The sequence below is a fragment of the Chenggangzhangella methanolivorans genome (assembly GCF_019797865.1).
In the GTDB taxonomy this organism is placed as follows: Bacteria; Pseudomonadota; Alphaproteobacteria; order Rhizobiales; family Methylopilaceae; genus Methylopila; species Methylopila methanolivorans.
The window spans coordinates 4558449-4583952 of record NZ_CP081869.1 but is presented as its reverse complement, the minus strand read 5'-3'; the positions used below and the strand labels follow the sequence as shown (position 1 = coordinate 4583952).

19 protein-coding genes and 1 pseudogene are annotated in these 25504 nt (G+C 71.2%); 10 read left to right on the top strand and 10 right to left on the bottom strand.

What is annotated here, in order from left to right; translation table 11 throughout:
• Positions 1-150 precede the first annotated feature (150 nt).
• Positions 151-2076 carry a DEAD/DEAH box helicase gene (locus K6K41_RS23940; protein ID WP_261402568.1) on the top strand — a complete coding sequence of 642 codons (1926 nt, stop codon included), beginning with the start codon at positions 151-153 and terminating at the stop codon, positions 2074-2076.
• A gap of 33 nt (positions 2077-2109) precedes the next feature.
• On the opposite strand, the gene K6K41_RS23935 is transcribed toward K6K41_RS23940, so the two are convergent.
• Positions 2110-3315, bottom strand: coding sequence for a GNAT family N-acetyltransferase (locus K6K41_RS23935; protein WP_261402567.1), 1206 nt, complete (start codon positions 3313-3315; stop codon positions 2110-2112).
• Positions 3316-3452: 137 nt separating this feature from the next.
• Positions 3453-4631, bottom strand: a complete 1179-nt coding sequence (locus tag K6K41_RS23930) for a vWA domain-containing protein (protein WP_261402566.1) — start codon at positions 4629-4631, stop codon at positions 3453-3455.
• A gap of 291 nt (positions 4632-4922) precedes the next feature.
• On the opposite strand from K6K41_RS23930, the gene K6K41_RS23925 reads away from it, so the two are divergent.
• From K6K41_RS23925 to K6K41_RS23910, 4 genes are all read left to right on the top strand, one after another.
• On the top strand, positions 4923-9851 hold the full coding sequence (locus K6K41_RS23925; protein WP_261402565.1) for an apolipoprotein A-IV repeat region-like domain-containing protein: 4929 nt from the start codon (positions 4923-4925) through the stop codon (positions 9849-9851).
• Positions 9776-10456, top strand: a complete 681-nt coding sequence (locus K6K41_RS23920; protein WP_261402564.1) for an apolipoprotein A1/A4/E family protein — start codon at positions 9776-9778, stop codon at positions 10454-10456. Before K6K41_RS23925 ends, K6K41_RS23920 begins: the two co-directional genes overlap by 76 nt.
• Before the next feature lie 14 nt (positions 10457-10470).
• On the top strand, positions 10471-11367 hold the full coding sequence (locus tag K6K41_RS23915; protein ID WP_261402563.1) for a hypothetical protein: 897 nt from the start codon (positions 10471-10473) through the stop codon (positions 11365-11367).
• A 522-nt stretch (positions 11368-11889) separates the two neighbouring features.
• Positions 11890-12342 carry a hypothetical protein gene (locus tag K6K41_RS23910; protein ID WP_261402562.1) on the top strand — a complete coding sequence of 151 codons (453 nt, stop codon included), beginning with the start codon at positions 11890-11892 and terminating at the stop codon, positions 12340-12342.
• Between the two features lie 335 nt (positions 12343-12677).
• On the opposite strand, the gene K6K41_RS23905 is transcribed toward K6K41_RS23910, so the two are convergent.
• The 5 genes from K6K41_RS23905 to K6K41_RS23885 all read right to left on the bottom strand — a co-directional run bounded on the left by K6K41_RS23905 (position 12678) and on the right by K6K41_RS23885 (position 17919).
• The gene (locus tag K6K41_RS23905; protein ID WP_261402561.1) at positions 12678-13172 is read right to left on the bottom strand and encodes a DUF6644 family protein; all 495 of its coding nucleotides are present in this window, start codon (positions 13170-13172) and stop codon (positions 12678-12680) included.
• Between the two features lie 169 nt (positions 13173-13341).
• Positions 13342-14367 carry an ABC-type transport auxiliary lipoprotein family protein gene (locus K6K41_RS23900; protein WP_261402560.1) on the bottom strand — a complete coding sequence of 342 codons (1026 nt, stop codon included), beginning with the start codon at positions 14365-14367 and terminating at the stop codon, positions 13342-13344.
• Entirely contained in the window at positions 14364-15944 is a 1581-nt protein-coding gene (locus tag K6K41_RS23895) for an MlaD family protein (protein WP_261402559.1), read from the bottom strand. Before K6K41_RS23895 ends, K6K41_RS23900 begins: the two co-directional genes overlap by 4 nt.
• Before the next feature lie 20 nt (positions 15945-15964).
• Positions 15965-16771: an ABC transporter ATP-binding protein gene (locus tag K6K41_RS23890; protein ID WP_261402558.1), complete on the bottom strand. Its 807-nt coding sequence runs from the start codon at positions 16769-16771 to the stop codon at positions 15965-15967.
• Between the two features lie 2 nt (positions 16772-16773).
• Entirely contained in the window at positions 16774-17919 is a 1146-nt protein-coding gene (locus K6K41_RS23885; RefSeq protein ID WP_261402557.1) for an MlaE family ABC transporter permease, read from the bottom strand.
• A gap of 114 nt (positions 17920-18033) precedes the next feature.
• Here K6K41_RS23885 and dgcN point away from each other — a divergent pair, with 114 nt between their 5' ends.
• Positions 18034-19041, top strand: a complete 1008-nt coding sequence (gene dgcN / locus K6K41_RS23880; protein ID WP_261402556.1) for an N-acetyltransferase DgcN — start codon at positions 18034-18036, stop codon at positions 19039-19041.
• Positions 19042-19210: 169 nt separating this feature from the next.
• Here dgcN and K6K41_RS23875 read toward each other — a convergent pair whose 3' ends face one another.
• Positions 19211-19945: an alpha/beta hydrolase gene (locus K6K41_RS23875; protein ID WP_261402555.1), complete on the bottom strand. Its 735-nt coding sequence runs from the start codon at positions 19943-19945 to the stop codon at positions 19211-19213.
• Positions 19946-20172: 227 nt separating this feature from the next.
• On the opposite strand from K6K41_RS23875, the gene dgcA reads away from it, so the two are divergent.
• Positions 20173-21162 (top strand): N-acetyl-D-Glu racemase DgcA, encoded by a 990-nt coding sequence (dgcA, locus tag K6K41_RS23870; RefSeq protein ID WP_261402554.1) that lies wholly within the window; start codon positions 20173-20175, stop codon positions 21160-21162.
• 96 nt (positions 21163-21258) lie between these two features.
• Positions 21259-21822: a hypothetical protein gene (locus K6K41_RS23865; RefSeq protein WP_261402553.1), complete on the top strand. Its 564-nt coding sequence runs from the start codon at positions 21259-21261 to the stop codon at positions 21820-21822.
• 10 nt (positions 21823-21832) lie between these two features.
• Here the strand turns inward: K6K41_RS23865 and K6K41_RS23860 are convergent, their stop codons facing one another.
• Together K6K41_RS23860 and K6K41_RS23855 are read right to left on the bottom strand one after the other, a co-directional pair.
• A complete protein-coding gene (locus K6K41_RS23860) occupies positions 21833-22861 on the bottom strand; it encodes a glycosyltransferase family 4 protein (RefSeq protein ID WP_261402552.1) in 1029 nt (342 codons plus the stop codon).
• 53 nt (positions 22862-22914) lie between these two features.
• Positions 22915-23724, bottom strand: a pseudogene (locus K6K41_RS23855) (UDP-2,3-diacylglucosamine diphosphatase).
• Between the two features lie 224 nt (positions 23725-23948).
• On the opposite strand from K6K41_RS23855, the gene K6K41_RS23850 reads away from it, so the two are divergent.
• Both K6K41_RS23850 and K6K41_RS23845 read left to right on the top strand, forming a co-directional pair.
• Entirely contained in the window at positions 23949-24449 is a 501-nt protein-coding gene (locus K6K41_RS23850) for a DUF2852 domain-containing protein (RefSeq protein ID WP_261402551.1), read from the top strand.
• A gap of 85 nt (positions 24450-24534) precedes the next feature.
• Positions 24535-25314, top strand: a complete 780-nt coding sequence (locus K6K41_RS23845) for an SDR family oxidoreductase (protein WP_261402550.1) — start codon at positions 24535-24537, stop codon at positions 25312-25314.
• Positions 25315-25504: the final 190 nt, after the last annotated feature.

Below are 25504 nucleotides of genomic sequence, written 5' to 3'. Positions count from 1 at the left end.
TGCATTGGCGCATCGGCGAAAAAACCTGTATGGGAGCCGCAATCCCTGATCCGAGCCGATCCCATTCGCGCCGCGTCGCGTGCGCCGGTTCGCTCATGTCCCGAAGGCGAACCGTGAACATCCTCCCCGAAACGTCGCCGCTGATGCGCGTTGACCGAGCGCGGCTATGCGCAGCTGACCCCCGTGCAGAGCGCCGTGCTGGAGCCCGAGGCCGCAGGCCGCGACCTCCTCGTCTCGGCCCAGACCGGGTCCGGCAAGACCGTCGCCTACGGCCTCACGCTGGGCGAGACCCTGCTCCAGGGCGCTGAGACGCTCGGTCAGGCCGCGAGGCCGCTCGCGCTCGTGGTCGCGCCGACGCGCGAGCTCGCGATGCAGGTCGAGCGCGAATTCGTCTGGCTCTACGCCGCGGCGGGCGCGCGCATCGCGGCTTGCGTCGGCGGCATGGATCCCCGCTCGGAGCGCCGTCGTCTGGAGCACGGCGCGCACATCGTCGTCGGCACGCCCGGGCGCCTGCGCGACCACATCACCCGCGGCGCGCTCGATTTGTCGGCGCTCAAGGCTGTCGTGCTCGACGAGGCCGACGAGATGCTCGACCTCGGCTTCCGCGAGGATCTCGAATTCATCCTCGAGGCCGCGCCGGCCGAACGCCGCACCCTGCTGTTCTCCGCGACGCTTCCCGACGCCATCGTCTCGATCGCGCGCCGCTTCCAGCGCGACGCGTTCCGGATCGCGACCGTCGGCGAGGCGCGCGCCCATGCCGACATCGAGCACCGCGCGATCCGCGTCGCCCCGCGCGAGAGCCACGCCGCGGTCGTCAACGTGCTGCGCCAGCAGGACGCCGCCGCCGCGATCGTGTTCTGCACCACCCGCGAGAGCGTGCGCCGGCTGCACCAGCATCTCGCCAAGCGCGGCTTCTCCGCGGTCCTGCTCTCCGGCGAGCTCGGCCAGGGCGAGCGCAACCGCGCGCTGGAGGAGATCCGCGACGGCCGCGCCCGGGTGTGCGTGGCGACCGACGTCGCCGCCCGCGGCATCGACCTCGCCAATGTCGAGCTCGTGGTCCACGCCGACCTGCCGCATGACGCCGAGACCTTCCAGCATCGCAGCGGCCGCACCGGCCGCGCGGGCCGCAAGGGCGTCAGCGTTCTGATCGCCCCGGCCTCGCGCCGCCGCAAGGCCGAGCTGCTGTTCAGCGACATCGGCGTCACGCCGATCTGGAGCGCCCCGCCGTCCGCCGCCGAGATCCGCGCCATGGACGAGGAGCGGCTCGCCGCCGACCTTGCGGGCTCGGCGCCTGCGAGCGACGACGAACTCGCCCGCGCCCGCGCGCTGCTGGAGCGCGGCGGCGCCGAGGCGGTCGCGGTCGCGCTGCTGCGGCTTCAGCGCGCGCAGTTGCCGGAGCCCGAGCGGGTCGAGGACGTCGGCGATTGGGCGGCGCCGCGCCAGCGCGCTCGGCCGGAGGGCGGCGCGCGCCCGGACGGCGGGACCCGGCCGGACGGCGGCGCCCGTCTCCATCGCCGCGAGGAGTTCGGCGACGCCGTTTGGTTCCGCCTCGGGGTCGGCCGCAAGCAGAACGCTGACCCGAAGTGGCTGTTGCCGATGCTGTGCCGCCGCGGCGGCGTGACCCGCGACGAGATCGGCGCGATCCGGATCTTCGACCGCGAGACCAAGGTGGGAATCGCCGCCGAGGCCGCCGAACGCTTCGCCGCCGCCGCGCTCGGCACCGAGAAGGGCGACGTCGTGATCTCGCGCCGACGACGCCGCGCCGGAGGCTCCGCCGCGTCCGAGCCGAAGCTGGGCGCCGAGCACCGACGTCATCGCAAACGCTCCGCGAGCTCCCCAAGGCCCGCGCAAGGACGCAGGCGACCACCGCGCCGGCGAGCGTCCGGGCAAGCACAAGCCGAAGTTCCGCGGCGGCGACCGGCCGCATGGGGACCGGCCCCATGGGGATCGGCCGGGGACGGCCGACCATGGCGTGGGCAAATCCTTCGCCAAGCCCCATCGCGCGCGGCCGACGCTTGGCGCGCCCGTGAAATCGGGACATCCGGCCAAGAAGCGCGCCGGCGGAAAGTGACGTGAGCGGCCGGCGCGCGCTTTGCCGCGCCAGCTCTTTCACCTGATCCCGAGCGCCGCGGCGGCGCGCGCGGCGACGCGGCGGACGACGGGCGGCAGGCCGTCGAGCGAGCGGCGAAGCGCTGGCCGCAGCGTCCCGTGCCAGGGGCCGGCGTAAAGCCGCCCCTTCCAGCTCATCGGCGCGACGAAGTCCCGGACCGCGACCGCGCCGGTCGACCATTCGCGCTTGTAGCGGTCGGCCGGAGCGAGCAGGTCGTAGGTCTCGAGCCCTTCGGCCTTGGCCCAGCCGAGCGCGTCCTCCATCACGACCTTGCCGGGGCTTGCGCCCGCGAAGTCGTGGACGACCGCGCCGAGATAGGCGTGGAAGCGTCGGCCGCGCACCAGCCCGACCTCATAGGCCGCGGGCGCTCCGCCGACCGACAGCCGCGCGACCACGAGCGACGCGCCCTCCACCGGGTCGCGCCCGGCCTCCTGCAGCAGCGCCAGCGCCGCGGGATCCTCGATGACGCGGCTGAAATGCCCGTTGCGCGCCAGCCAATCGCCCTTCACCCGGAACGCCTCGGCGAGCGGGCCGACCGCCGCCTCGCCGCGGAAGACCTCGAAGGCGAGGTCGCCGCGCTCGGCGAGCCGGCGCCGCGAGCGCGCGCGTTCGCGCCTGTGCTTGGCGCCCGCCACCTCGAGCAGCAGGGTCGAGACGTCCGCGGCGCGGGTGAGGTCTGCGTAAGGCGCTTCCGCGCGCACGGCGTCGGCGCGGGTCATGGCCGCAAGCGCAGGGGTGAGCGGAGACTCAGCCCTCACCCGCCGGAAATCGAAGAGATGGACGCCTTCGGCCTCGGCGATCGCGCGCAGCGCGAGGCCCACCAGCCGGCGCGGCGCGTCGGCGGCGAGCAGCGCGTCGGAATATTGCGTGACGGGATCGCCGAGCGCCGTGCCGATCGTGACGCCCGCGCGCCGCAGTAGGACGACGGCGACCGCGGCGGCCGGACGGCCGAGCCAATGCGCGACCGCGACCACCACCTTCTCGCCGCGCGCCTCGTGGAAGCGGGCGGCCGCGAGCGCGTAGCCGAAGCCGAGGAAGGCCGCCGTATCGCCTGCGCGTCCCGAGATCTCGCGCCAGTCCGCCTCGAGCCCGCCGAGGCCGGCCGCGCCGCGCGCGATCGCGACGCCGTCGCTGTCGCCCTGCTCGGCCGCGTGGACGCGCGTTCCGATCCGGGGTTCGGGCAGATCGATCGAGGCGAAGGCCATCGGCGCTCCGGCGGCGGAGGAAGGTTCGGCCGGACGGTCGGACCCCGTGCGGATCCGATGCGTCTCGGGCAGAGCCGCCGGATCCGCTCCATCATAGCGCCTGTCGCCTTCCCGTCGCCCCAATCCTTGATCTTTCGTTAACGCGCGAGCTGGCGCATCGCGGCCTCTAACCCCTCGAGAGTGAGCGGATGCATCCGCCCGCCCACGAGATCGCGCACCATTCCGACCGACGCGGTCCAGTCCCATTGCGCCTCGGGCAGAGGATTGATCCAGGCGAGCTTCGGAAACCGGTCGACGAGACGCGTGATCCAGACCTGCCCGGCCTCCTCGTTCATATGCTCGACCGAGCCGCCCGGGACCATGATCTCGTAGGGACTCATCGAAGCGTCGCCGACGATCACCACGCGCCAGTCCGGAGACAGGCCGCGCAGCACGTCGAAGGTCGGCGTCAGCTCGGCGCGTCGGCGGCGGTTGTCCTTCCACAGATGCTCATAGACGCAGTTGTGAAAATAAAAGTGCTCGAGCCGCCGAAACTCGACCCGCGCGGCGGAGAACAGCTCCTCGCAGACCCGGACGTGCCAATCCATCGAGCCGCCGACGTCGAGCAGCAGCAGCACCTTGGCGCCGTTGCGCCGCTCGGGCCGCATGTGGACGTCGAGCCAGCCCTGCCGGGCCGTGCCCTCGACGGTGGCGTCGAGGTCGAGCTCGTCCGGCGCGCCCGAGCGTGCGAATCGGCGAAGCCGGCGGAGCGCGATCTTGATCGCGCGCGTGCCGATCTCGGCGGTGTCGTCGAGATCCTTGAACTCGCGCTTGTCCCAGACCTTCACGGCGCGGAAATTTCGGTTTCCGTCCTGCCCGATGCGGATCCCCTCGGGATTGTAGCCATAGGCCCCGAAGGGCGAGGTCCCGCCCGTGCCGATCCACTTGTTTCCGCCTTCGTGCCGGCCCTTCTGCTCCTCGAGCCGATGCTTCAGCGTCTCCATCAGCTTGTCGAGCCCGCCCATGGCCTCGATGGCGTCGCGTTCGGCCTGGCTGAGGCTCCGCCCGAGGCCGCGCGCGAGCCATTCGGGCGGGATGTCGGCGGAGGACAGCGCGTCCTCGAGCCGCTCCACGCCCCTGAACACTTCGCCGAAGGCGCGGTCGAACCGATCGAAGAATCGCTCGTCCTTTACGAGGCATGTGCGGGCGAGCGCATGCAGCCCGTCGATGTCGGCGGCGCCCAGCCCGCGGCCGAGGGCGTCGAGGAAAGCGAGATGCTCGCGCAGCGAAACCGGCACGCCGGCGCTCCGCAGCGCGTCGAAAAACCTCAAGAACATGCGCGGCTCCGGGGCGCGAGGCTCCATATGGTTAACAAGACGTTAACGATGTTTGCCAAATGCCGGATTCCACTGTTCTCTAGAGTTAAGATCGCCGGTAGCATTCTCGGCGCAGGAGTATGCCCCGTCGGGCGAAGCGGCGCACGTCGGGGCAAGGAAGGGCTTAGGCCAAGACAAATTTCGTCAATGATCGTCGTATCTTGAGAGAGCTCCTCAAGGCGTTGCGCGATCTTTGGCGGTCTTGGCCCGGCCAGAGTTAGTGTGTGTGGCGTGCGGCGCGAGGCGACGATCATGGCGAATGCGACCCCGGCGAAAGATCCGGCCGAAGCGGCTCTGTCCGCGATCGAGGAGGCGCTGAACCTCGTCGCCCCGGACGCGAAGGCGACGGTGGAGGCCCCGAAAGCCGAGGAGCGCGCCGCTCCGGCGGTCGAGGCCAAACCCGCCGACGCCCCGCGGGCCGAGGCCGCAAAGCCGGCCGAACCCGCCAGGACGACCGCGGCCGAGCGCCGCGCCGCGCTCGAGCGCGGCCGCCGCGCCCCCGCCAATGACGACGCCCGCTCCTTCGCCCATCTCGTCTATGCGCTGCAGCGCAAGCCCTCGCGCGCGCCGTTCTTCGCCGCCACGCTGGTTTCGCTCGCCTGGGCGGCGCTCGCCGCGATCTACGCCGCGACCGTGATCGGCCTTGGAACGAGCGAGCTCGATTTCGCCGACCGCGGCGTGCAGGCCCACCTCGCGGTGACCATCCTCGCGACGCTCGCGCCGATCGTCGTCTTCTTCATGATCGCGATGATGTCCTGGCGCGCGCAGGAGATGCGCCTCGTCGCCCGCTCCATGACCGAGGTCGCGCTGCGCCTCGCCGAACCCGACACGGCGTCGTCGGAGGCCGTCTCCTCGCTCGGCCAGGCGGTCCGCCGCGAAGTCGCCGCCATGGGCGACGGCATCGAGCGCGCGGTCAGCCGCGCCGGCGACCTCGAACAGCTCGTACGCGGCGAGGTCTCGTCGCTCGAGCGCTCGTTCCACGAGAACGAGGTCCGGGTCCGCACCCTCATCGAGGAGATCCAGGCCCAGCGCGAGGCGATCGACGGCAACGCCGAGAAGCTGCGCGAGACGATCGCAGGCGCCCACGACCTGCTGGCTGCGCGCGACCTCAACGCCGCCGCGGGCCTCCTGTCCGACAACATCACGAGCTCCGGCCAGCGCGTCACCGGCGACCTCAGCGCCAAGACCGACGAGATCACGACCGCGATCCTGCGCGCGGGCGACGACATGCTCTCATCGATCGCGGGACGCGGCTCGGAGATGATCGAGCGGCTCGCGGCCAGCGGCTCCGAGATCGCGCGCGATCTCGACGAGGTCGGCCGCTCGCTCTCCACGACGATCGCCGAGCGCTCCGACGCCGCCCGCGTCGCGCTCGTCTCCTCCAGCGAGACGCTGGTGCGCTCGATCGACGACCGCTCGATGCTGGTGGTCGACCGCCTGACCGCCGCGAGCGCCGAGTTCGACGGCCGCGTCGAGCGCTTCTCGTCCGAGACCGCGAGCGCGATCGAGCTGCGCGGCAATTCCGTCGTCAGCGAGATCGAGCGCGCAGGCGCCGCGATCGCCGACCAGCTGGCCGAGCGCGGCGACGCCATCGTCGACCAGCTCGACCGCACGGGCCTTGGCGTCGGCGACCGCTTCGCCGGCCGCGCCGAAGAGCTCAACGCCGCGCTCGCCGCCGCCGGCGCCGCGTTCCACGAGCGCATCTCCGAACGCTCCGACGAGGTTCTGACCGCCCTCGACTCGCGCTCCCGCGACATCTCCGACGCCCTCGCGGGCGTGGGCGCCGAGTTCCACGAGCGCATGACCTCGAGTTCCGGCGACCTGATCGAGCGCCTCGACACGCGCTCGCGCGACATGACCGAAGCTTTGTCGACCGCCGGCGCCGATTTCGAGGCCCAGCTGTCGGCCCGTTCGGGCGAAGTCCTCGCGGCGCTGGGCTCCCGTTCGCGCGAAATGTCCGACGCCCTCGCCGGCGCCGGCGCCGCGTTCGACGAGCGCATGACCGTCAGCTCCGGCGAGCTGATCGATCGTCTCGACGCCCGCTCGCGCGACATGTCCATGGCGCTCTCGACCGCCGGCGCCGATTTCGACGCCCAGCTGTCGAACCGCTCGGGCGAAGTCCTCTCGGCGCTTAGCGCCCGCTCGCGCGAAATGTCGGACGCGCTGGCCGACGCCGGCGCCTCCTTCCACGAGGCCGTCGAGTTCCAGTCGCGCGGCGTGATCGACCAGCTCGGCGAACGCTCGCGCAACCTGATCGAAACGCTGAACGCGACCGCCGAGTCTGTCACCGCATCCTTCGCCGAGCGCGGCGAGCGCTCGATCGAGGCGCTGGCGACGACCGCCCAGCGGCTGTCCGACGACTTCGCGGCCCGCGGCGCAAGCTTCACGAGCGACCTCGACCGCACCGGCTCGGACGTCTCCCAGCGCTTCGCCGACAGGTCGGACGTGGTTCTGCGCGACCTCTCCGAGCGCGTCGCCGACGCGACCGCCGCTCTCGGCTCGCTCGCGGTCGAGGTGCGCGAGGCGCTCGCCCAGCGCGCCGCCGACGTCACCGAGGCGCTCAAGGCTGCGAGCGATCGCGTGGTCGACGACCTCACCCAGCGCGGCTCCGAGATCACCGGCCGTCTCGACGAGACCGGCTCGCGCCTGACCGACGAGATCGGCGTCCGCGGCTCCGACCTCGCCGACCGGCTCGCCGAGGCGAGCGCCCAGATGCACGAGGCGATCGTCGTCCATGGCGGCGAGCTCGAGCGCCGCTACGCCGACGGCGGCGAGCGCATGGCGACGCTGCTCGAGGCCCAGGGCCTCGACGTCGCGGCCCGCATCACCCGCGCGAGCGACCGTGTCTACGAGGCGGTGGTCGACCGCAGCGCCGCGATCGAGAGCGACTTCGGCGCCGCCGGCGCCCGCATCGTCTCGGCGATCGACGGCCGCGCGGCCGAGGTGCGCGACTCGATCGAGGCGGTCGGCGTGACGATCGCCGACGTGCTTTCCGAGCGCAGCCAGATCCTGCTCAACAATCTCGGCGACAGCGCCGAGCGCATCCACGAGATCGTGGTCACCCGCGGCGGCGAGCTCGAAAGCCGCCTCGCCGCGACGGGCGACAAGCTCGGCGAGACGATCGACGCGCGCGCCGTGGCGGCCGAGGCGGCGTTCGACGCCGCGACCGGCCGGATCGGCTCCAGCGTCGAGGACCGCCTGCGCGCCTTCGAGGAGCGTCTCTCGACGACCGGCGCCTCCGTCGCCGACATCATCGCCGACCGCGGCGGCCGCCTGACCATCACGCTCGGCGACACGGCCGAGCGCATCCACGACACGATCGTCACCAAGGGCGCCGATCTCCAGGCGCGGATGGCGGCGAGCGAACAGCGCCTCGTCGCTTCGATCGGCGACCGCTCCGACGCCGCCGAGGCCGCGTTCCGCGAGGCCGACGAACGCGCCGCCCGCGGCTTCGCCGAGCGCATCGCCGCGTTCGAAACCCGCTACGACGCCGCAGGCCAGACGCTGGGCGACCGCCTCGCGGGCGAAATCTCCAACGCCGAGCGCATGCTCGCCGACGCCGCCTCCCATGTCGCGACGAGGCTCGAGGACGGCGCGTCCTCGGCCCGCGCGACGCTTGAAGGCTCGGTCGAAGGCTTCGGCGGCCAGCTCGACCAGCGCGTCTCCGCGATCCGCGAGCAGCTCGATCGCGTGGCGACCGAGATCGGCGTGCTGATCGGCCAGCGCGGCGAGAAGGTCGGCGAGGCGCTCGCCATCGCGGCCCGCGAGCTCTCCGACGCCATTTCGGCGCGCGGCGGCGAGGTCGGGGCAAGCTTCGCGACCCAGATCGCCGCGCTTGACGAGATCGTCACCCAGCGCGGCGGCGCGCTCGCCGATCGGCTCGGCGTCGAAGGCCGGACGGTCGCCAAGCGGATGGACCAGCGCATCGCCGAGATGGACGGCAAGTTCGGCGAGTTCGACGGCGTCCTCGCCGGCCGCCTGTCGGGCTTCGACGAGCGCCTCGCCGCCTTCGACCAGTTCACCCAGGACCATGTCGCCGGCCTCGAGGCCAACGTCCAGCGCGCCGGCCGCGACATCGAAAGCCGGATCTCGGCCTTCAGCGACGTCAGCCGCGTCCATCTCGAGACCCTCGACGCCCAGGCCGCCAAGGCCGGCCGCGACCTCGCGAGCCGCATCGCGGCCTTCAGCGACGCCAGCCGCGCGCATTTCGAGACCCTCGAAGCCCACGCCGACAAGGCCGGCCAGGAGATCGAGACCCGCATCGGCTCTCGGCGAGGCGAACCGCGCCCACATCGAGAGCCTGGAGGCGCAGGCCGCCCAGGCCGGGCGCGACATCGAGACCCGCGTCGTCGCCTTCGGCGAGGCCAATCGCGCCCATGTCGAGATGATCGAGACGCAGGCGGCCAAGACCGGCCGCGAGATCGAAAGCCGGCTCGCCGCCTTCGGCGAGGCGGCCCGCGTCCAGCTCGACGGGCTCGACGCCCACGTCACGCGCGCCGGCGGCGAAATCGGCGCCCGCATCGCGGCCTTCGAGGACGCCTCTCGCGCCAGGGCGAAGCGCTCGACGCCCGCCTCCTGCGCACCGCGACCGAGATCGACCAGCGCGTCACGGCCTTCGACGGCAAGATCACCGAGCTTGACGGCCGTCTCGGCCAGATGGACGGGGCGATGGCCGACCGCGTGTCGGCGATCGACGCCAAGGTCGCGCTTGTCGACGAGACGATCGGCCAGCAGATCGGCCGGATCGACGCCAAGGTCGGCACGCTCGACCGCGTGATCGGCGAGCGGCTCGGCTCGTTCGACTCCCGCGTCGCGGCGCTCGACGCCGCGCTCGGCGAGCGGCTCGAGAGCTTCTCGGGCCGCGTCTCGGCGCTCGACGAATCGATCGGCAGCCGCGTCGGCGCGCTGAACGAGCGCGCAGGCGCCATGGGCGACGCCATCGCCGAGAGCTTCCAGAACCTCGACGAACGCGCCCAAAAGCTCACCCGCTCGGTCTCGCTCCATGTCGCGAGCTTCGACTCCAAGGCGTCCGAGCTCGAGCGCACCCTCGCCGAGCGCGCCGACGCCTTCGGCGAACGCGCCTCGGACCTCGACGGTCAGCTCGGGTGCGCTTCCAGGCCTTCGACCAGCAGATGTCGGCCCGCATGGGCGACCTCGCGCTGTCGCTCGAGAGCCGCATGACGCGCATCGACGACGGCCTGTCGTCGCGCACCCGCACGCTCAACGAGACGCTCGCGCAGCGCACGCTCGAACTCGCCCGCACGCTCGGCGAGGGCTCGAACGGCGTCGCGGCCCTGCTCTCGCAGCGCGCCGCCGAGTTCGCCGCGACGCTCTCGGCGCGCACCGACGATCTCGTCGCCTCGTTCGACGGCAAGGCGGAAGCGGTCAATCGCGCCCTCGGAGCCAAGGCGATCGAGGTCGGCGACACGCTCGACACCCGCATCGCGCGCTTCGAGATGACCGTGCTCGGCCGCCTCGACAGCGTCAGCACGGCGCTCGACGAGCGCGGCGCGGGGCGTCGCGGGCGAGCTCGCCGGCCGCGTCGACGAGGTCACCCGCGCGCTCGGCGAAGCATCGACCCGCGTCGAAGGCGGCCTCTCCCGCCTCGCCGAGGGCGTCGCGGCCGAGATCACCCGCCGCATCGGCGAGCTGTCCACGGCGCTCGACCAGAGCGGCTCGGGCCTGCTCGAACGCATCCAGACCCATGGCGGCGCGGTGACGCGCGAGCTGTCGGTCGTGGGCGAAGGCGTGGTGGGCCGTCTCGACGAGCGCGCCGCCACCCCTGATCGAGACGCTCGGCGTGCGCGGCGACGCGCTGCGCGAGACCGTCGAGGCGCTGAACAGCGACCTCATCGCGACCTTTGAGACCCGCGGCGCCTCGGCGATCGCCAATCTCAACCAGGTCGCCGACCGCCTGCGCCTCACCGCCCAGCGCCTCGGCGAGACGATGGGGGTCGAGACCACCAAGGCCGTCGAGCTGCTCGACGGGTCGTCCTCCAAGCTGCAGGACGCCGTCACCGAGGCGACCTCGACGCTCGCCCGCACGATCACGCGCGAAAGCAAGCGCGCGGTGTCCGAGCTCACCGAGACGCAGACGGCGCTCACCGGCGAGCTCGCCGAAACGCTCGCCCGTCTCGGCGAGGCCAACACCAGCCTGCAGTCCCTGCTCGACAACGCCGGCCGCAAGCTCGGCGCGGTCGAGACCGACCTTGCGAGCCGCGTGAACGCCTTCGAAGAGATCATGGCGGACATCGCCGAGACCACCACCCGCACGGGCGACCGCGTCGGCGGTCAGGTGGCCTCGCTCCGCGACGTCTCGGTCGGGGTGCTCGAGCGCGTCAGCGACGTCGCCCGCCAGCTCGAAAGCCAGACCGGCGCGATCACCCGCGTGATCGAGACGCTCGACGGCGCGCAGGGCCAGCTCGCCGGCCAGCTCGAGGAGCGCCGCGGCGCGCTCGACACGCTGTCCTCTTCGCTCGGCGAGAAGGCCAAGGAGCTCGGCACGGTGCTCGAGGGCTTCTCGACCACGATCGACGCCTCGCTCGCGCTCCGAAAAGCGCGCCCGTCAGGTGGCCGAAGGGCTGGCGGCGCAGGTCGGCGCCACCACCCAGTCGATCGCCGGCGAGTTCGAGAAGGTCCGCACCTTCTCGGAAGGCGAGCGGCAGAAGACCGCCGTCGCGTTCAAGGCGGCCAATGACGAGGCCGCGCGCGAGCTCGGCCGCATGCTCACCGACACCACCACGCGCTTCGGCGAGGTGTCGCGCGAGATGCGGACCATGACGGTCTCGATCCAGTCCGAGCTCGACAAGACCCGCGAGCAGCTGCGCCGCGGCGTGCTCGAAATGCCGAAGGAAGCCGAGGAGAACGCCGCCGAGCTGCGGCGCGTGGTGGCCGATCAGATCAAGGCGCTGAACGCGCTCGGCGAGATCGCCGCGCGCCACGGCGCTTCGTTCGACGTCGCCGAGCGCCCGGCCCGCGCGGCCGCTGCGGCGGCCGTCCCGGCGGCCCGCCCGGCCCCTGCGCCCGCCGCGCGTCCCGCGCCGCAGCCGCAGGCTCAGGCGGCCCCCGCCCCTGCCCAGCCTGCTCAGGCCCCGGCTCCGGCCGCTCCGAAGCCGCAAGCGCAGGCCGCAGCGCCTGCGCCCGCCCCTGCGCAGAAGCAGGCGGCCCCGGCCCGGCGAAAGCCCAGGCTCCGGCTGCTCCCGCGAAAGCCGCCCCACGCATGCCGCGCGGCGACGACAACGCCAGCTGGATCTCGGGCCTGCTCGCCCGCGCGTCCCAGGACGACGACGGCGAAGGCGAGGCGCAGCTGAAGCCGCAGTCGCAGACCCTGGAGGCGCTCGACAGCCTGTCGGTCGACATCGCCCGCATGATCGACCACCAGGCGGTGGCCGAGCTCTGGGACCGCTACCGCCGCGGCGAGCGGGGCGTCTTCACCCGCCGGCTCTACACGCTGCAGGGCCAGCAGACATACGAGGACATAAAGCGCAAATACGCCGCGGAGCCTGAGTTCCGCACGACGGTCGACCGTTACGTCGCCGAGTTCGAGAAGCTGCTCGAGGAGGTCGCGCCCAAGGGCTCCGACGACGCCCTCGCGCAGACCTACCTCACCTCGGAGACGGGCAAGGTCTACACCATGCTGGCCCACGCCGCGGGCAAGTTCGAGCAGCGCTGAAACCAACAGCTCGATTGAAAACAAGGCCCGCCGGACAGACCGTCCGGCGGGCTTTTCTTTTGCGCGCGGCGGCGCGAGCGAATGGAGCTGGACCAAGGAGCTGCGTGCTTCGAGACGCCCGCGAAAGGCGGGCTCCTCGAGCCATGAGGGGCAGGGCTGGACGCCAGAGACCAGAGCAGTCCTCATGGCTCGAGGATGGACGGCGTCTTAAAGCGCGCAGTCCGCCCGTGCAGCGTCATGCCCGCGTCTTCGCGGGGATCCACGACTTCGGCGTCGAGCTCGACGATCCCAGAAAGTCGTGGAGGCCCGGCCGCCGCCGGGCATGACGGCGGCGCTCACAGATAGGCGATCATCCGCCCGAGCCCTGCGACCGTGAACCAGATCACGATCGAGGCCGCGGCCTGGGCCCTCCCCCGCGCGGCGGGCGCTGAGTCCCAGCCGACGAGGCGGTCGCCATAGGCCCGGCGGAACGCGAGCGCGTTCAGGAGGCCGAGCGCCACGAGCGCGAGCTTGGCGATCATCGTCGGGCTGGTCGAAAGCGCCTTGGCGTCGGCGAGGAACAGCAGCGGGCCGGACGCGATCGCGAGGATCGCGCCGGCGACCGCGAAGGGCGTCACGAACTGCGAAAGCCCCTCGAGACCGACGAGCCGTCGGCCGACGCCCAGCACCCGAAGGTCGAACAGCAGGATCGGCCCGACCAGCAGCGTCAGCCCGAGCAGGTGGACGAGATTCGCGACCGGATAGGCGACGGCCGACTGCCGCATGAGGACGCCGGCCCAAGTCGCCTCGAGCGCCGCCGCCCATTCGGGCGCCTGGGCGGCCTGCTCCATCTCAGCGTCCCTGCCGATGGCGCGATGATGTCAGGACGAACCGCCACGTCATGCCCGCGTCTTCGCGGATATCCACGACTTCGGCGTCGAGCTCGACGATCCCGGAAAGTCGTGATGGCCCGGCTGTCGCCGGGCATGACGGCGTGAGCGAATGAGATCGCATCGCGCTCTAGCGCAGCTCGACCGTCTTGCCGCCGGCCGTGATGCGCTCGACCCGCATCTCGTTCTTGGTGCGGTTGGACGGGTAGCCCTCGACCTTCACCGTCTTGCCGACCGCGATGTCCTCCTCCTTGAGGCCGCGCGCGCTCATCCGCGAGGGCGGCGCGAGCACCGCCTCCCAGCGCTGGCCGCCATGCTGGAGGAACACCGAACCATGCGGGTTCGAATAGGACGACTCCACCACCGGCCCCTCGATGACGAAGGCCTTGGACGAATCGTAGGCCGACCAGCCGTGATGGGCGAGAGCCGGCGTCGCGATCACGGCGGAGAAGGCCGCGAGCTTCAGGGACGAGCGCATGGAAGACCTCCGTCGCGCGAATGGCGTCGGAGGGTGAGGTCGGTCGCCGGTCGCCCACGGCAACCCGCCGGCGATGACGCCTGCGTGAGAGGGCTCAGGAGGTCCGGCGCGTCCGCCAGCGAGATCGGTCAGAACCTCCGAAAGCGCCTGGTCGAGCGCCTGGCTCGCGGACGCGCCGGAAATCGCGCCGACCGGGCGCGCGGCCTGGAACACCGCCGCGGAGACGATGCGCCCCGTCTTGTCGTTGATGAACTTGGCCGAGATCTCGACACGCGCCTGCCCCGTCGCGGCGTCGATCTCGAAGGCGCGGATCTCGGTCACGAGCTGGTAGTCGACCGTGAGGCGGTCGCCGGGCCGGCCGACCGAGGTCATGCGGCCGGAGTTCTCGTAGGCTTCGATCATCTTGGACTGCACGAGCTTCGGCAGCCGGTCGGACCACTGCGCGTCGGGCAGGAACGTGACCTCGCCGGCGTTCGGCTTCACCACGATGCGCTGGCCGTCGATGGTCGCGACCGCGACGGGCTCGGCGACCACCAGGTTTCCGCGAACGCCGCCGGCGGCCGCGACCCGCGCCGGGGCGTTGAGGTCGAAGGTCTGGGGGGGCTTGGAGGACGAGCAGGCCGCGAGCGAAAGCGCCGCGCCGAGCACGGCCGCGAACCGGAGCGAAGACGTGATCATCGGCCGCGATACTCCGGAACGCCGCCCTTGGTCCCGAACAGGAACTGTTGCGGATTGCGCCTGATGTCCCCAAGGACGGAATCGAGATTGTTAAGGGTCCGCCGGCCGTCGGCGATGAAGCCCTGAAGGTCGCGCTGGCCCGAGCTCGAGAGCTTCGAGATGCCGGAGGCGATCTCGGCGGTGCGGCCGTCGAGCTTGAGCGCGAGTTCGCGGATCGCCTGGCTGGTCTTCTGGAAGTCGGCGATCGCGCCCTGCGCCTCGCCCGAGCCGACGAGTTTCTTGGCGTCGTCGAGCAGCGAGTCGAGCTTGTCGGCGGTGCCGGTGAGGCGGCCCGAAATGCCCCTGGCGTCCGCCATGATCTGGTCGACCGTCTGGCTGTTGCGGCCGAGCGCCTCGGCGAAGCGGTTGATGTTGTCGACCGTGGAGCGGACCTTGTCGCCGTCGACGGCCGAGACCGCCCGGTCGATGCTCGCGATGGTGCGGTTGATGGTCGGGCCGTCGATCGAGGTCATCAGGCCCGAGAAGCCGTCGACCGCACGGTTGATCTTCTCCGGGTCGATCGCCTGGATGGTGCGGTTGGCGCTGCGCGAGGCCTCCTCGATCGAGGCGATGGTGGAGTTCACCTTCGCCGGATCGACCGACTGAAGCACCTGGTTGAAGCGCTCGACGGCGGCGTTGACGGTCCTCGGCTCCACCGCCGCGACGATGCCCTGAACGCGGCTCAGCACCTCGTCGACCTTCTGGCCGGAGCCGCGGAGCTGCTCGGCGAGGCCGGCGACCTGCGCCATCGCCTTCTCGACGTCCGGCCCCGCCTTGCGCAGCGAGTCCGTGAACGCGACCGCATTGGTCATGGTCTGGTCGACCTTGTTGACGTCGACGGCGCGCACGAGGTTCTGCACGTCGGTGACGAGCGGCACCAGATTGTCGGCGAGGTTGCCGATCTGGCGCGCCGCCACGCCCGTGTTCTGCATGAAGCTCTTGAGGTCGTCGGAATTGGCCGCGAGCGCCGCGGTGAACTGCTCGACGTTCTGCAGCGAGCGCTCGATCGAGCCGCGCGAATTGCCGACCAGCCCCTGGATGTCGCCGAAGGTGGTCTGCGCCTGCTGCAGCACGTTGCGCGCGCCTTCCAGGATGTCCTGGAAGGCGGAAGCCTCCGCGACGAGGATCGGGGCGTTGTTGGGGTCGCCCGACTCGGTCGTCACCAGCGGGAAGCTTTCCGCCGTCTGCGAGCCGCCGGTGAGCTGGATGACGGCGCCGCCGGTCAGACCCGTCATTTCGAGGCGGGCGCGGGTGTCGGTGCGGATCGGGGTGTTCTTGAACACCTCGACGCGCGCCACGACCTTGGCCGGGTCCTGCGGATCGAAGTTCAGATTGGTGACGTCGCCGACCCGGATGCCGTTGAACAGCACGCCGGAGCCGGGCGTCAGCCCCGAAACCGCGCCCTCGAACTGCACGCGGTAGATCGCGCGCTCGCGGCTTTGGCCTGCGGCGGCGAACCACCAGACGAAGCCGAAGGCGCAGGCGACCACGAGCAGCGTGAAGGCTCCGACGACGACGTGGTTGGCGCGGGTTTCCATGGTCTTCTACTCTCCCACGCTCACGCCGCCGCGCCGATGCCGGCCGCGCGGGCCCGCTCGCCGCGGAAGTAGTCCTTCATCCACGGATCGTCGTTCTTCACCATCTCGGACATCGGCCCGACGGCGAGCAGCTTGCCGCCCTTGAGCGCCGCGATGCGGTCGCAGGCGGTGTTGAGGCTGTCGAGATCGTGCGTCACCATGTAGACGGTCAAGCCGAGCGTGTCCTTCAGCGTCATGATCAGGCGGTCGAAGGCGTTGGCGCCGATCGGGTCCAGGCCCGCGGTCGGCTCGTCGAGGAACACGATGTCGGGATCGAGCGACAGCGCTCTCGCGAGCGCCGCGCGCTTGATCATGCCGCCTGAAAGCTCGGAGGGGAAGCGGTCGGCCGCCTCCGGCTTCAGCCCCACGAGCTCGATCTTCAGCCGCGCGACGTCCTCGATCATCTTCGCGCCGAGGTCGGTGTGCTCGCGCAGGGGCATCGCGACGTTCTGGAGGACGGTGAGCGAGGAGAACAGCGCGCCCTGCTGGAACAGCACGCCCCAGCGCCGCTCGACCGAGAGCCGCTCCTTGGGCGTCGCCGCGTCCATGTCGACCCCGAACACCTCGACGGTCCCGGCCTTCTTCGGCAGCAGGCCGATGACGGCGCGCAGCGTCACCGACTTGCCCGCGCCCGAGGGGCCGACGACGCCGAGAATCTCGCCCTTGCGGACGTCGAGGTCGAAGCCGTCGATGACGTTGCGGTCGCCGAAGCCGACCACGAGGTCCTTCACCTTGATCACGAGCTCGGGCTCGTTTGCCGCGGCGGACGCCTCTTTGGGATCCATCATCGTCAGATCCCCATGCCGGCGAAGAACATGGCGAAGACGCCGTCGAGAACGATGACGACGAAGATCGCCTTCACGACCGAGGCCGTGGTGCGGGAGCCGAGCGATTCCGCCGAGCCCTCGACCTTCATGCCCTCGGTGCAGGCGATGAGGCCGATCACGATCGCCATGAACGGCGCCTTGATGAGCCCGACCATGAAGGTCTGCAGCGTCAGCGCGTCCTTGAGGCGCTGCAGGAAGGTGACCGGGGTGATGTCGCCATAGACCCAGGCCACCAGCCCGCCCCCGAGGAGCGCGGCCATCGAGGCGATGAAGGACAGCATCGGCAGCGCGATGACGAGCGCGACGAGGCGCGGAAGCGCCAGGATCTCGATCGAATCGAGCCCCATGGTCTTCAGCGCGTCGATCTCCTCGCGCATCTTCATCGAGCCGATCTCGGCGGTGAAGGCCGAGCCCGAGCGGCCCGCGATCATGATCGCGGTCAGCAGCACGCCGAGTTCGCGCAGCACCAGAATGCCGAGCAGGTCGACCACGAACAAAGTCGCGCCGAAGTTCTTGAGCTGGAAGATCGACTGCTGCGCGACGATTGCGCCGACCAGGAACGAGATCAGCGCGATGATCGGAACCGCGCCGACGCCGACCCGGTCGAGGTGGTGGATCGTCGAGGTGAAGCGGAATCGCCAGGGCGTGAGCGCGAGCCGGCCCGAGACCGCGACCACGGCGCCGAGGAAGCCAAGGCCGCGCGACACGTCGTCGCCGATCTCGCAGACGCTGCGGCCGATCCCCTCCACGAAGGCGACCGGCCAGATCGGCTTCTTGAGCGCGACCGGCGGCTCCTTGCCGTGCTCGCGCAGCGCCGTCATCAGGCGCTCGTGCTGCGGGCGGGCGTCGAAGAAATCCGACGAGGCTCCGGCGGCCTCGGCCGCGCCCCTCAGGCGTTCGAGCAGCAGGGCCCCGACGGTGTCGAGGCGTTCGATCTCGCCCATGTCGATCGCGACGCGCCGGCCCGACACGCCCGACAGGTCGAGTCGATCGATTCGGGTCTCCAGACCGTCGCCGGTCTGCGCCGTCCAGGGCCCGAGCGGCGTCAGCACGAGGCCTTCGTCGAAGGCCTCGACCTTCAGGTCGGCGACGTCTGTCTCAATGGCCACGCGGGATGAGGTCCGTGAACTCCGGTGCGAGCGAGCGGCTTGTCGGGGCAGATCGCGTCCTAATATTCAGTGCTTTAGAGGCCTGTCGAGGCGAAGCGGCATCGGAGACGCGCATTGGAGATCACGAAGCCCTACCTGTTGTTTCTGGGCGACGCCCCGGACCAGCTCGCGGCCAAGACGGCGTCGGGCGTTGTCGACTGGCGGCGCGACTGGTGCGTGGGCCAGATGCGGATGGAGGGTTGCGGGGCCGATGTCGGCCTCGAGGATCTCGACGTCGCCGGAGCGGTCGCGGCGGGAGCAAAGACCTTTGTGATCGGCGTCGTCAACGCCGGCGGCATGCTGCCCGACCATTGGGTCGACGTGATCGTCGAGGCGCTCGACTCGGGAATGGACGTCGCGAGCGGCCTCCACATGCGGCTCGGCGACATCCCGCGGGTGGCCGAGGCCGCGAAGGCCAACGGCCGGAGCCTGTTCGACGTCCGCCATTCGAGCGAGCGCTTCGCGACCGGCAAGGGCGCCAGGCGGCCGGGCAAGCGCATCCTCACGGTCGGCACAGATTGTTCGGTCGGCAAGAAATACGCAGCCCTCGCTCTCGAGGCCGAGATGCAGGCCCGCGGGCTCGACGCCGAATTCCGCGCGACGGGCCAGACCGGCGTGCTGATCGCCGGCCGGGGCGTGGCGATCGACGCGGTGGTGGCGGACTTCATCGCCGGCGCCGCCGAATGGCTGACGCCGGCGGCCGCCGAGGACCACTGGGACGTGGTGGAGGGCCAGGGCTCGTTGTTCCACCCCTCCTTCGCCGGCGTGACGCTCGGCCTGCTGCACGGCAGCCAGCCCGACGCCTTCGTGGTTTGCCACGAGCCGACCCGAACCAACATGCGCGGGGTCGCGACGCCCCTGCCCTCGATCGCGCAGGTGATCGAGGCGACGGTCTCGGCCGGGCGGCTCACCAATCCGGACATCCGCTGCGTCGGGATCGCGATCAACAGCTCCGCGCTCTCCGAAGACGAGGCCCGCGCGGTGATCGACAAGGCGGCGGCCGACCATGGCCTCCCGGCGACGGACCCGGTGCGCTTTGGCGCCGGGCCGATCGTGGACCGGCTGATCGCGGAGTTCGGCTGAGGTTTTGGAGCGGGCGGTCCGAACGACCACAGCCGTCATCCCGGCTTCATGCCGGGATCCAGAACCGAGACGGCGCGTGAGGTCGGCGACGTCGGCGCGTCTGGATCCCGGCTCTTCGGCCGGGATGACCGCCAACGTTCGGGGCGCCTTACCCTTACTCGTCGCTTCGTCAGCGTCCGCGCTCGAACGCGACGAGCGAGCGGAACACGCGGTCGAAATCGATCCCGATATGGTCGGCGCCTTCGAGGATCTCGAGGCGCTTCGGCTCGTTCGCGGCCGCAAGGAGCCGCCGCGCCTGCTCGGGCGCGATGAGCGTGTCCCGGTCGCCGTGAAGCATCAGGATCGGGGCCGAGACCTTGCGGATGTCAGCGAGCGAATCGAACCGCCCCCCAGCGAGAAGCCGCACCGGCAGGAACCAGTAGATCTCAGCCGCGACGTCGGTCACCGACGTGAAGGGCGAGATCAGCACAAGCGACCTGACGGAGTTGCGCGCCGCAAGATCCACCGCGACCCCGGAGCCGAGCGAGCGGCCCATCACCGTCACGCGCTCGGACGGAACGCGCTGCGTGAGGAAGGCGAGCGCGGCGTCGGCGTCCTTGTAGAGACCGGCCTCGGAGGGGGAGCCGGCGGAGCCGCCATAGCCGCGATAATTGACCCCGAGCACCGTGTAGCCGGCCTCCGCCAGAGCCCGGAAGAAGCCGGCATAAGGCGGCAGCGCGTCGGCGTTGCCGTAGAAATAGAGGATCGCCTTGTCGTTTTTCGCGGCCTCGTGCAGCCAGCCGACGAGATCGACGCCGTCGTCCGTGCGGAACGTCACGCGCTGGAAGTCGTCGAGCCCGAAGGCGGCCGGCGGCCCCATCTCGCCGCGCGGATGGAAGGTCAGGCGGTCCTGCGCCAGCACCATGAAGAGGCAGACGGCCGCGTAGATCGCGCCCAGTCCGATCAGGATCTTCCAGACGAGGGCGATGGCGAGACCTCCGGGTCGGACGGGTGGCGGCGACCATCGCCTCGCGGCGCGGAATTTTCCAGACCCGGAAGACGCCGCGATCGGGGTTCAGTCGCGCGGCCGCAGCCGGTAAGGCTTTCAGGCCGGGACGCGCCTGTCCCGAACCGAAGCGGACCCGGATCGCCATGCCCGTCGCCCTCTCCTGCCGCATCGAACGCTGGCCCGTCGCCGGAGCCTTCACGATCGCCCGCGGCGCCGTCACCGAAATCGTGACGGTGGTGGCGGAGCTTGCCGACGGCGCCCATCGCGGCCGCGGCGAGTGTCGGCCCTATCCGCGCTACGGCGAGACGCCGGAGGGCGTGAAGGCCGAGATCGACGCGCTCGCGGGCGAGATCGCCGCCGGGCTCGATCGCCCGGGCCTGCAGGCGCGACTTCACGCCGGCGCGGCGCGCAACGCGCTCGACTGCGCATTCTGGGATCTCGAGGCCAAGCGCGCCGGGACGAGCGTCGCGGCGCTCGCCGGCCTGCCGGAGCCGAAGCCGCTTGTCACCGCCTACACGCTCTCGCTCGGCGCTCCCGAAGCCATGGCGGAGGCCGCCGCCAAGGCGGCGTCGCGGCCGCTGCTCAAGGTGAAGCTCGGCGGAAGCGATGGCCGCGACCCCGAGCGGATCGCGGCGGTGCGAGCCGCCGCGCCCTCGGCCGAACTCATCGTCGACGCCAACGAAGGCTGGACGGGAGAAGCGCTCGCAACGAACCTTTCGGCCTGCGCAGCCGCGCGCGTGACGCTGGTCGAGCAGCCGCTTCCGGCCGACGACGACGAGATCCTCGCCCGGGTCGAACGCCCGATCGCGGTCTGCGCCGACGAGAGCGCGCATGACCGCGCGAGCCTCGCGCGCCTGATCGGGCGCTACGACGCCGTCAACCTCAAGCTCGACAAGACGGGCGGCCTCACCGAGGCGCTCGCCTTCGCGAAGGAGGCGCAGGACGCCGGTCTTTCGCTGATGGTCGGCTGCATGCTGGCCTCCTCGCTCGCCATGGCGCCCGCGGTCCTCGTCGCGCAGACAGCGAGCGTGGTCGACCTCGACGGCCCGCTTTTGCTCGCGCGCGATCGGGAGCACGGCCTCGTCTATGACGGCAGCCTGATGAGCCCGCCGGACCCAAAGCTCTGGGGATGACGGCCGCGCGCAGCCCGCAAGGCTTTTGCCGCGGCGGGGATGGGCCTTAGATGGGCGAGCGCCTTGCGGATGATTCCGCGGCCTGAGGTTCGTCCCATGTCTTCGCCGCCGGCGCTGTCTCTGGAGGACTACGACGAGATCGCCTCCGCGGTGATGGAGACCGAGCGCGGGCGCTGGTTCCTCGCCGAGTTCGCCCGCCGCAACCGCGCCGCCGACACGGCCGCGGTGCTGGAGGCGCTGGCGGCGGTCGAAGCGCGGCTCTCGGGCCGGACGGCGTCCGCCCCCGAAGCCGAGGAGGCCGCCCGCCGGGTCGCCTCCGCGCTCGAGACCGCCACGCAGGTCCGCGCATCGCTGAAAAACACCGATGCCGACGCAGTGGAGGGCCTGCGGGCCGTCGAAGACGACCTGACGAAGGCGCTGCGCGCGCTCGGCGCGCCGCAGGCGGCCGCGCTCGTCGCCCTCGCCGCGCCCGGGGTCGCCGAACCCGCGAAGACCGTCGAGCCTCCCGCCGAGCCTCGCATCGACCGCCCGGCCGAGCGACCGGCGCCGGCCGCGCCGCCCCGGGCCGCGAGCGCCTGGCGCGAACCGCCGCCTCCGGTCCGTCCCCGGCCCCTGCTCGATCGGCTTTCGGCCGCCGAAAAGGCGATCCTGTTCGCCTGAACCCTGCGCCTCAGGCCGATCGGCGGCGCGCGCGCAGCTCCATGGCGCTCGCGACGTTCTCCACGAAGACGCGGGCGGCGTCCGCCCAGCCGTGATGGAGCGCGAAGGCGCGCGCCTTGTCCTTCGGCAGGTCGAGGGCTGCGAGCGCGGCCGCGCGCAGATCCTCGTCGAGCGCGCCGACGCCGGAGCCCGCCAGGATGTCGACCGGCCCGGTGACGGGGAACGCGGCCACGGGCAGGCCGCTCGCCAGCGCCTCCAGGATCACGATGCCGAAGGTGTCGGTGCGGCTCGGGAACACGAAGACGTCGCAGGACGAATAGGCCTCGGCGAGCGCCTCGCCCTCGAGCGAGCCGGTGAAGTGCGCGTCCGGAAACGCCGCCTCGAGGTCGCGCCGGGCCGGCCCGTCGCCGACCACGACCTTCGATCCCGGCAGGTCGAGCGCGAGGAACCCCTCGATGTTCTTCTCGGTCGCGACGCGGCCAACATAGAGGAAGATCGGCCGCGGCAGCTTCAGCACGTCGACGCCCGGACGCGGCCGGAAGCGGTCGGCGTCGACGCCCCGCCCCCAGAACATCAGGCGCTGGAAGCCGCGCGCCGACAGTTCGTCGGAGAGCGAGCGCGTCGCCACCATCATGCCGTCGCCGGCGTTGTGGAACCGCCGCAGCCAGGCGTAGGTCCAGCGCTCCGGCACCGGCGCGCGCCGCCGCAGATATTCGGGAAAGCGCGTGTGGTAGCTCGTGGTGAAGCCGATCCCCGCCTTGAGGCAGGCGCGCCGCGCCGCGATGCCGAGCGGCCCCTCGGTCGAGATGTGGACGTTGTCGGGCCGCGCCTCGGCGATCATCCGCGACACCACCGAGGTGCGCGCGAGCGACAGGCGGATCTCCGGATAGGTCGGCATCGGCACGGTGCGGAAGCGCTGCGGGGTCAGCAGGTCGATCTGCGCCCCATAGGCCGGGGCGTGCTCCACGAGGTGCTCGATCGTGCGCACGACGCCGTTCACCTGCGGACGCCAGGCGTCGGTCACAACCAGCACCCGCATGGGATTTCTTCTGCTCCGGTCATCTGCGCGCCGGGATCCCCGGCGCGGGGCCGTCAGGCCGCGGCGTGGACGCCCTCGGCGCGCTTGGCCTCGAAATCGACGATCGGGGAGATCTGTCGCTCGCCCCAGCGGATGAGCTCCAGCCGCCCGTCGTCATGTTCGGCGATCGCGGTGCAACTTTCCACCCAGTCGCCGCAGTTCACATAGGCCACGCCGTTCATGTCGTGCATGGCGGCGTGGTGGATGTGGCCGCAGATCACGCCGTCGACCTCGTGCTTCTTGGCCTCCTGCGAGAGCGAGGCCTCGAACTGGCCGATGAAGTTCACGGCGTTCTTCACCTTGAGCTTCGCCCAGGCCGACAGCGACCAGTAGCTGAGGCCGAGCTTGCGCCGCACATAGCTCACATAGGTGTTGACGACGAGCGCGGTCTCGTAGGCCCAATCGCCGAGGAAGGCCAGCCAGCGCGCATGACGCACCACCATGTCGAAGATGTCGCCGTGGATGACGAGGTAGCGCTTGCCGTCGGCGGTCTCGTGGATCGCGGTCTCGGCCACTTCGACGCCGCCGAAATGCGTGCCGTAGTAGTTGCGCAGGAACTCGTCGTGGTTTCCGGGCACATAGACGATGCGCGCGCCCTTGCGGCCCTTGCGCAGCAGCTTCTGCACGACGTCGTTGTGGGCCTGCGGCCAGTACCCAGCCGTCCTTCAGCCGCCATCCGTCGATGATGTCGCCGACGAGATAGATCGTGTCGGCGTCGTTCTCTCAGGAAATCCAGCACATCTCGGCCTGGCACCCTTGGTGCCGAGATGGACGTCCGAGATGAACAGCGTGCGGTAGCGACGCGTCTCTGGCTCGTTCGTCAACAGCGCTCCCTCCGATCGCCCCCGTCAGCTCGCGGATAGTTGAGATTCGTCTCGCCCATATGACGCACCGCGTCATGGATCCCTGTGGACATGGGGCGTTGACGCTCTCGGGGCCAGCGCAAGCGCCTCGCTCTCTTGAAGCGCGGTCGCGCCGTCGCCAAATGGCAACAGACCCCGGGCTTTTCCCCCGACGCCCGCGGGCCTCGAAGGAGACCCAGACCCCAATGACCCAGAACCCTCCGATCGACGAAGGCTCGGCCATCCCGGGCGTGCCGCACCGCTGGACGGCGCTGACGATCGCGCTGACCGCGATCGGGTTCGTCGTGTTTTGGCCGCTTGGCCTCGCGATGCTCGTCTATGTGCTTTGGGGCGAGCGCATCCTCGCCGAGGCGCGCAGCGAAAGCGGGATCGCGGCCAAGGTGAAACGGGCGACCGAAGACCTCGGCCGAACCTTCCGCGAGGAGTTCCGTCCCCGCGGCGCGGCCGACGCCGCCGGCGGCGCGAGCCGCGGCTCCTGCGGCTTCGGCGCGTTCAAGCGCACCGGCAACGCCCAGTTCGACGCCTGGCGCGACGCCGAGCTTCGCCGCCTCGACGAGGAGCGCCGCAAGCTCGACGAGACGACGGCCGCCTTCGAGGCGCATCTGCGCGCCGAGCGCGGCGCCCATGACGACAGCCGCCAGCGGGAGGAGTTCGACCGCTTCATGTCCGGCCGCCATCAGGGCTGACGCGGAGCCGAACCGCGCTTAAGACCGGGCCGGTCCTTTTCGAGGGACCGGCCTTTTTTCGTGATCGACTGGGAAGGACTTGACCATGGACCTCGGCATCGCCGGCCGCACCGCGATCGTCTGCGCCTCCTCCAAGGGGCTCGGACGCGGCTGCGCCGAGGCGCTTGCGGCGGAAGGCGCCCGCGTCGTCATCAACGGCCGCGACGCCGCGCGGCTCGAAACGGTCGCCGAGGAGATCCGCCGCATGACTGGCGCCGAGGTGATCGCGGTCGCAGGCGACGTCGCGACGGCCGCGGGCCAGGACGCGCTTCTCGCCGCGGCTCCCTCCCCCGACATCCTCGTCAACAACAACGCCGGCCCGCCCCGCAAGGATTTTCGCGAGCTCTCGCGGGACGCCATGCTCGCCGGCGTGGTCGCCAACATGGTGACGCCCATCGAGCTCATTCAGCGTGTGATCGACGGCATGGCCGAACGCGGCTTCGGCCGCATCGTCAACATCACCTCGGCCTCGGTGAAGGCCCCGATCGTCGGGCTCGATCTCTCGAGCGGCGCGCGTGCGGGGCTGACCGCCTTCCTCGCCGGCGTCGCCCGCACGGTCGCGGACAAGAACGTGACCATCAACAACGTGCTGCCGGGCATGTTCGACACCGACCGGCTGCGCGGCGGCTTTCCGGCCGAGGCCAAGCTCAAGGGCGTCACGCCGGAGGAGGTCGCAAACGCGCGAATGGCGGGCGTTCCGGCCAAGCGCTTCGGCACGCCGGAGGAGTTCGGCCAGCTCTGCGCCTTCCTGTGCTCGGCGCAGGCCGGCTATCTCACCGGCCAGAACTTCCTGATCGACGGCGGCAATTTTCCGGGCGCGTTCTGACGCCGCGACAAGACCGAGCTCGCGCGTCGGCGTCATGCCCGGCGGAGCCGGGCGTCCACGACTTCCCAGGATCGTCAGGCGCCACGCCAAGTCGTGGATACCCGCGTGAAGACGCAGGCATAACGGCCTCGCCGCCTCGCCCCGAAACGAAAAGGTGCCGGCCTCCCCCAAGGCCGACCCCTTCGAACCG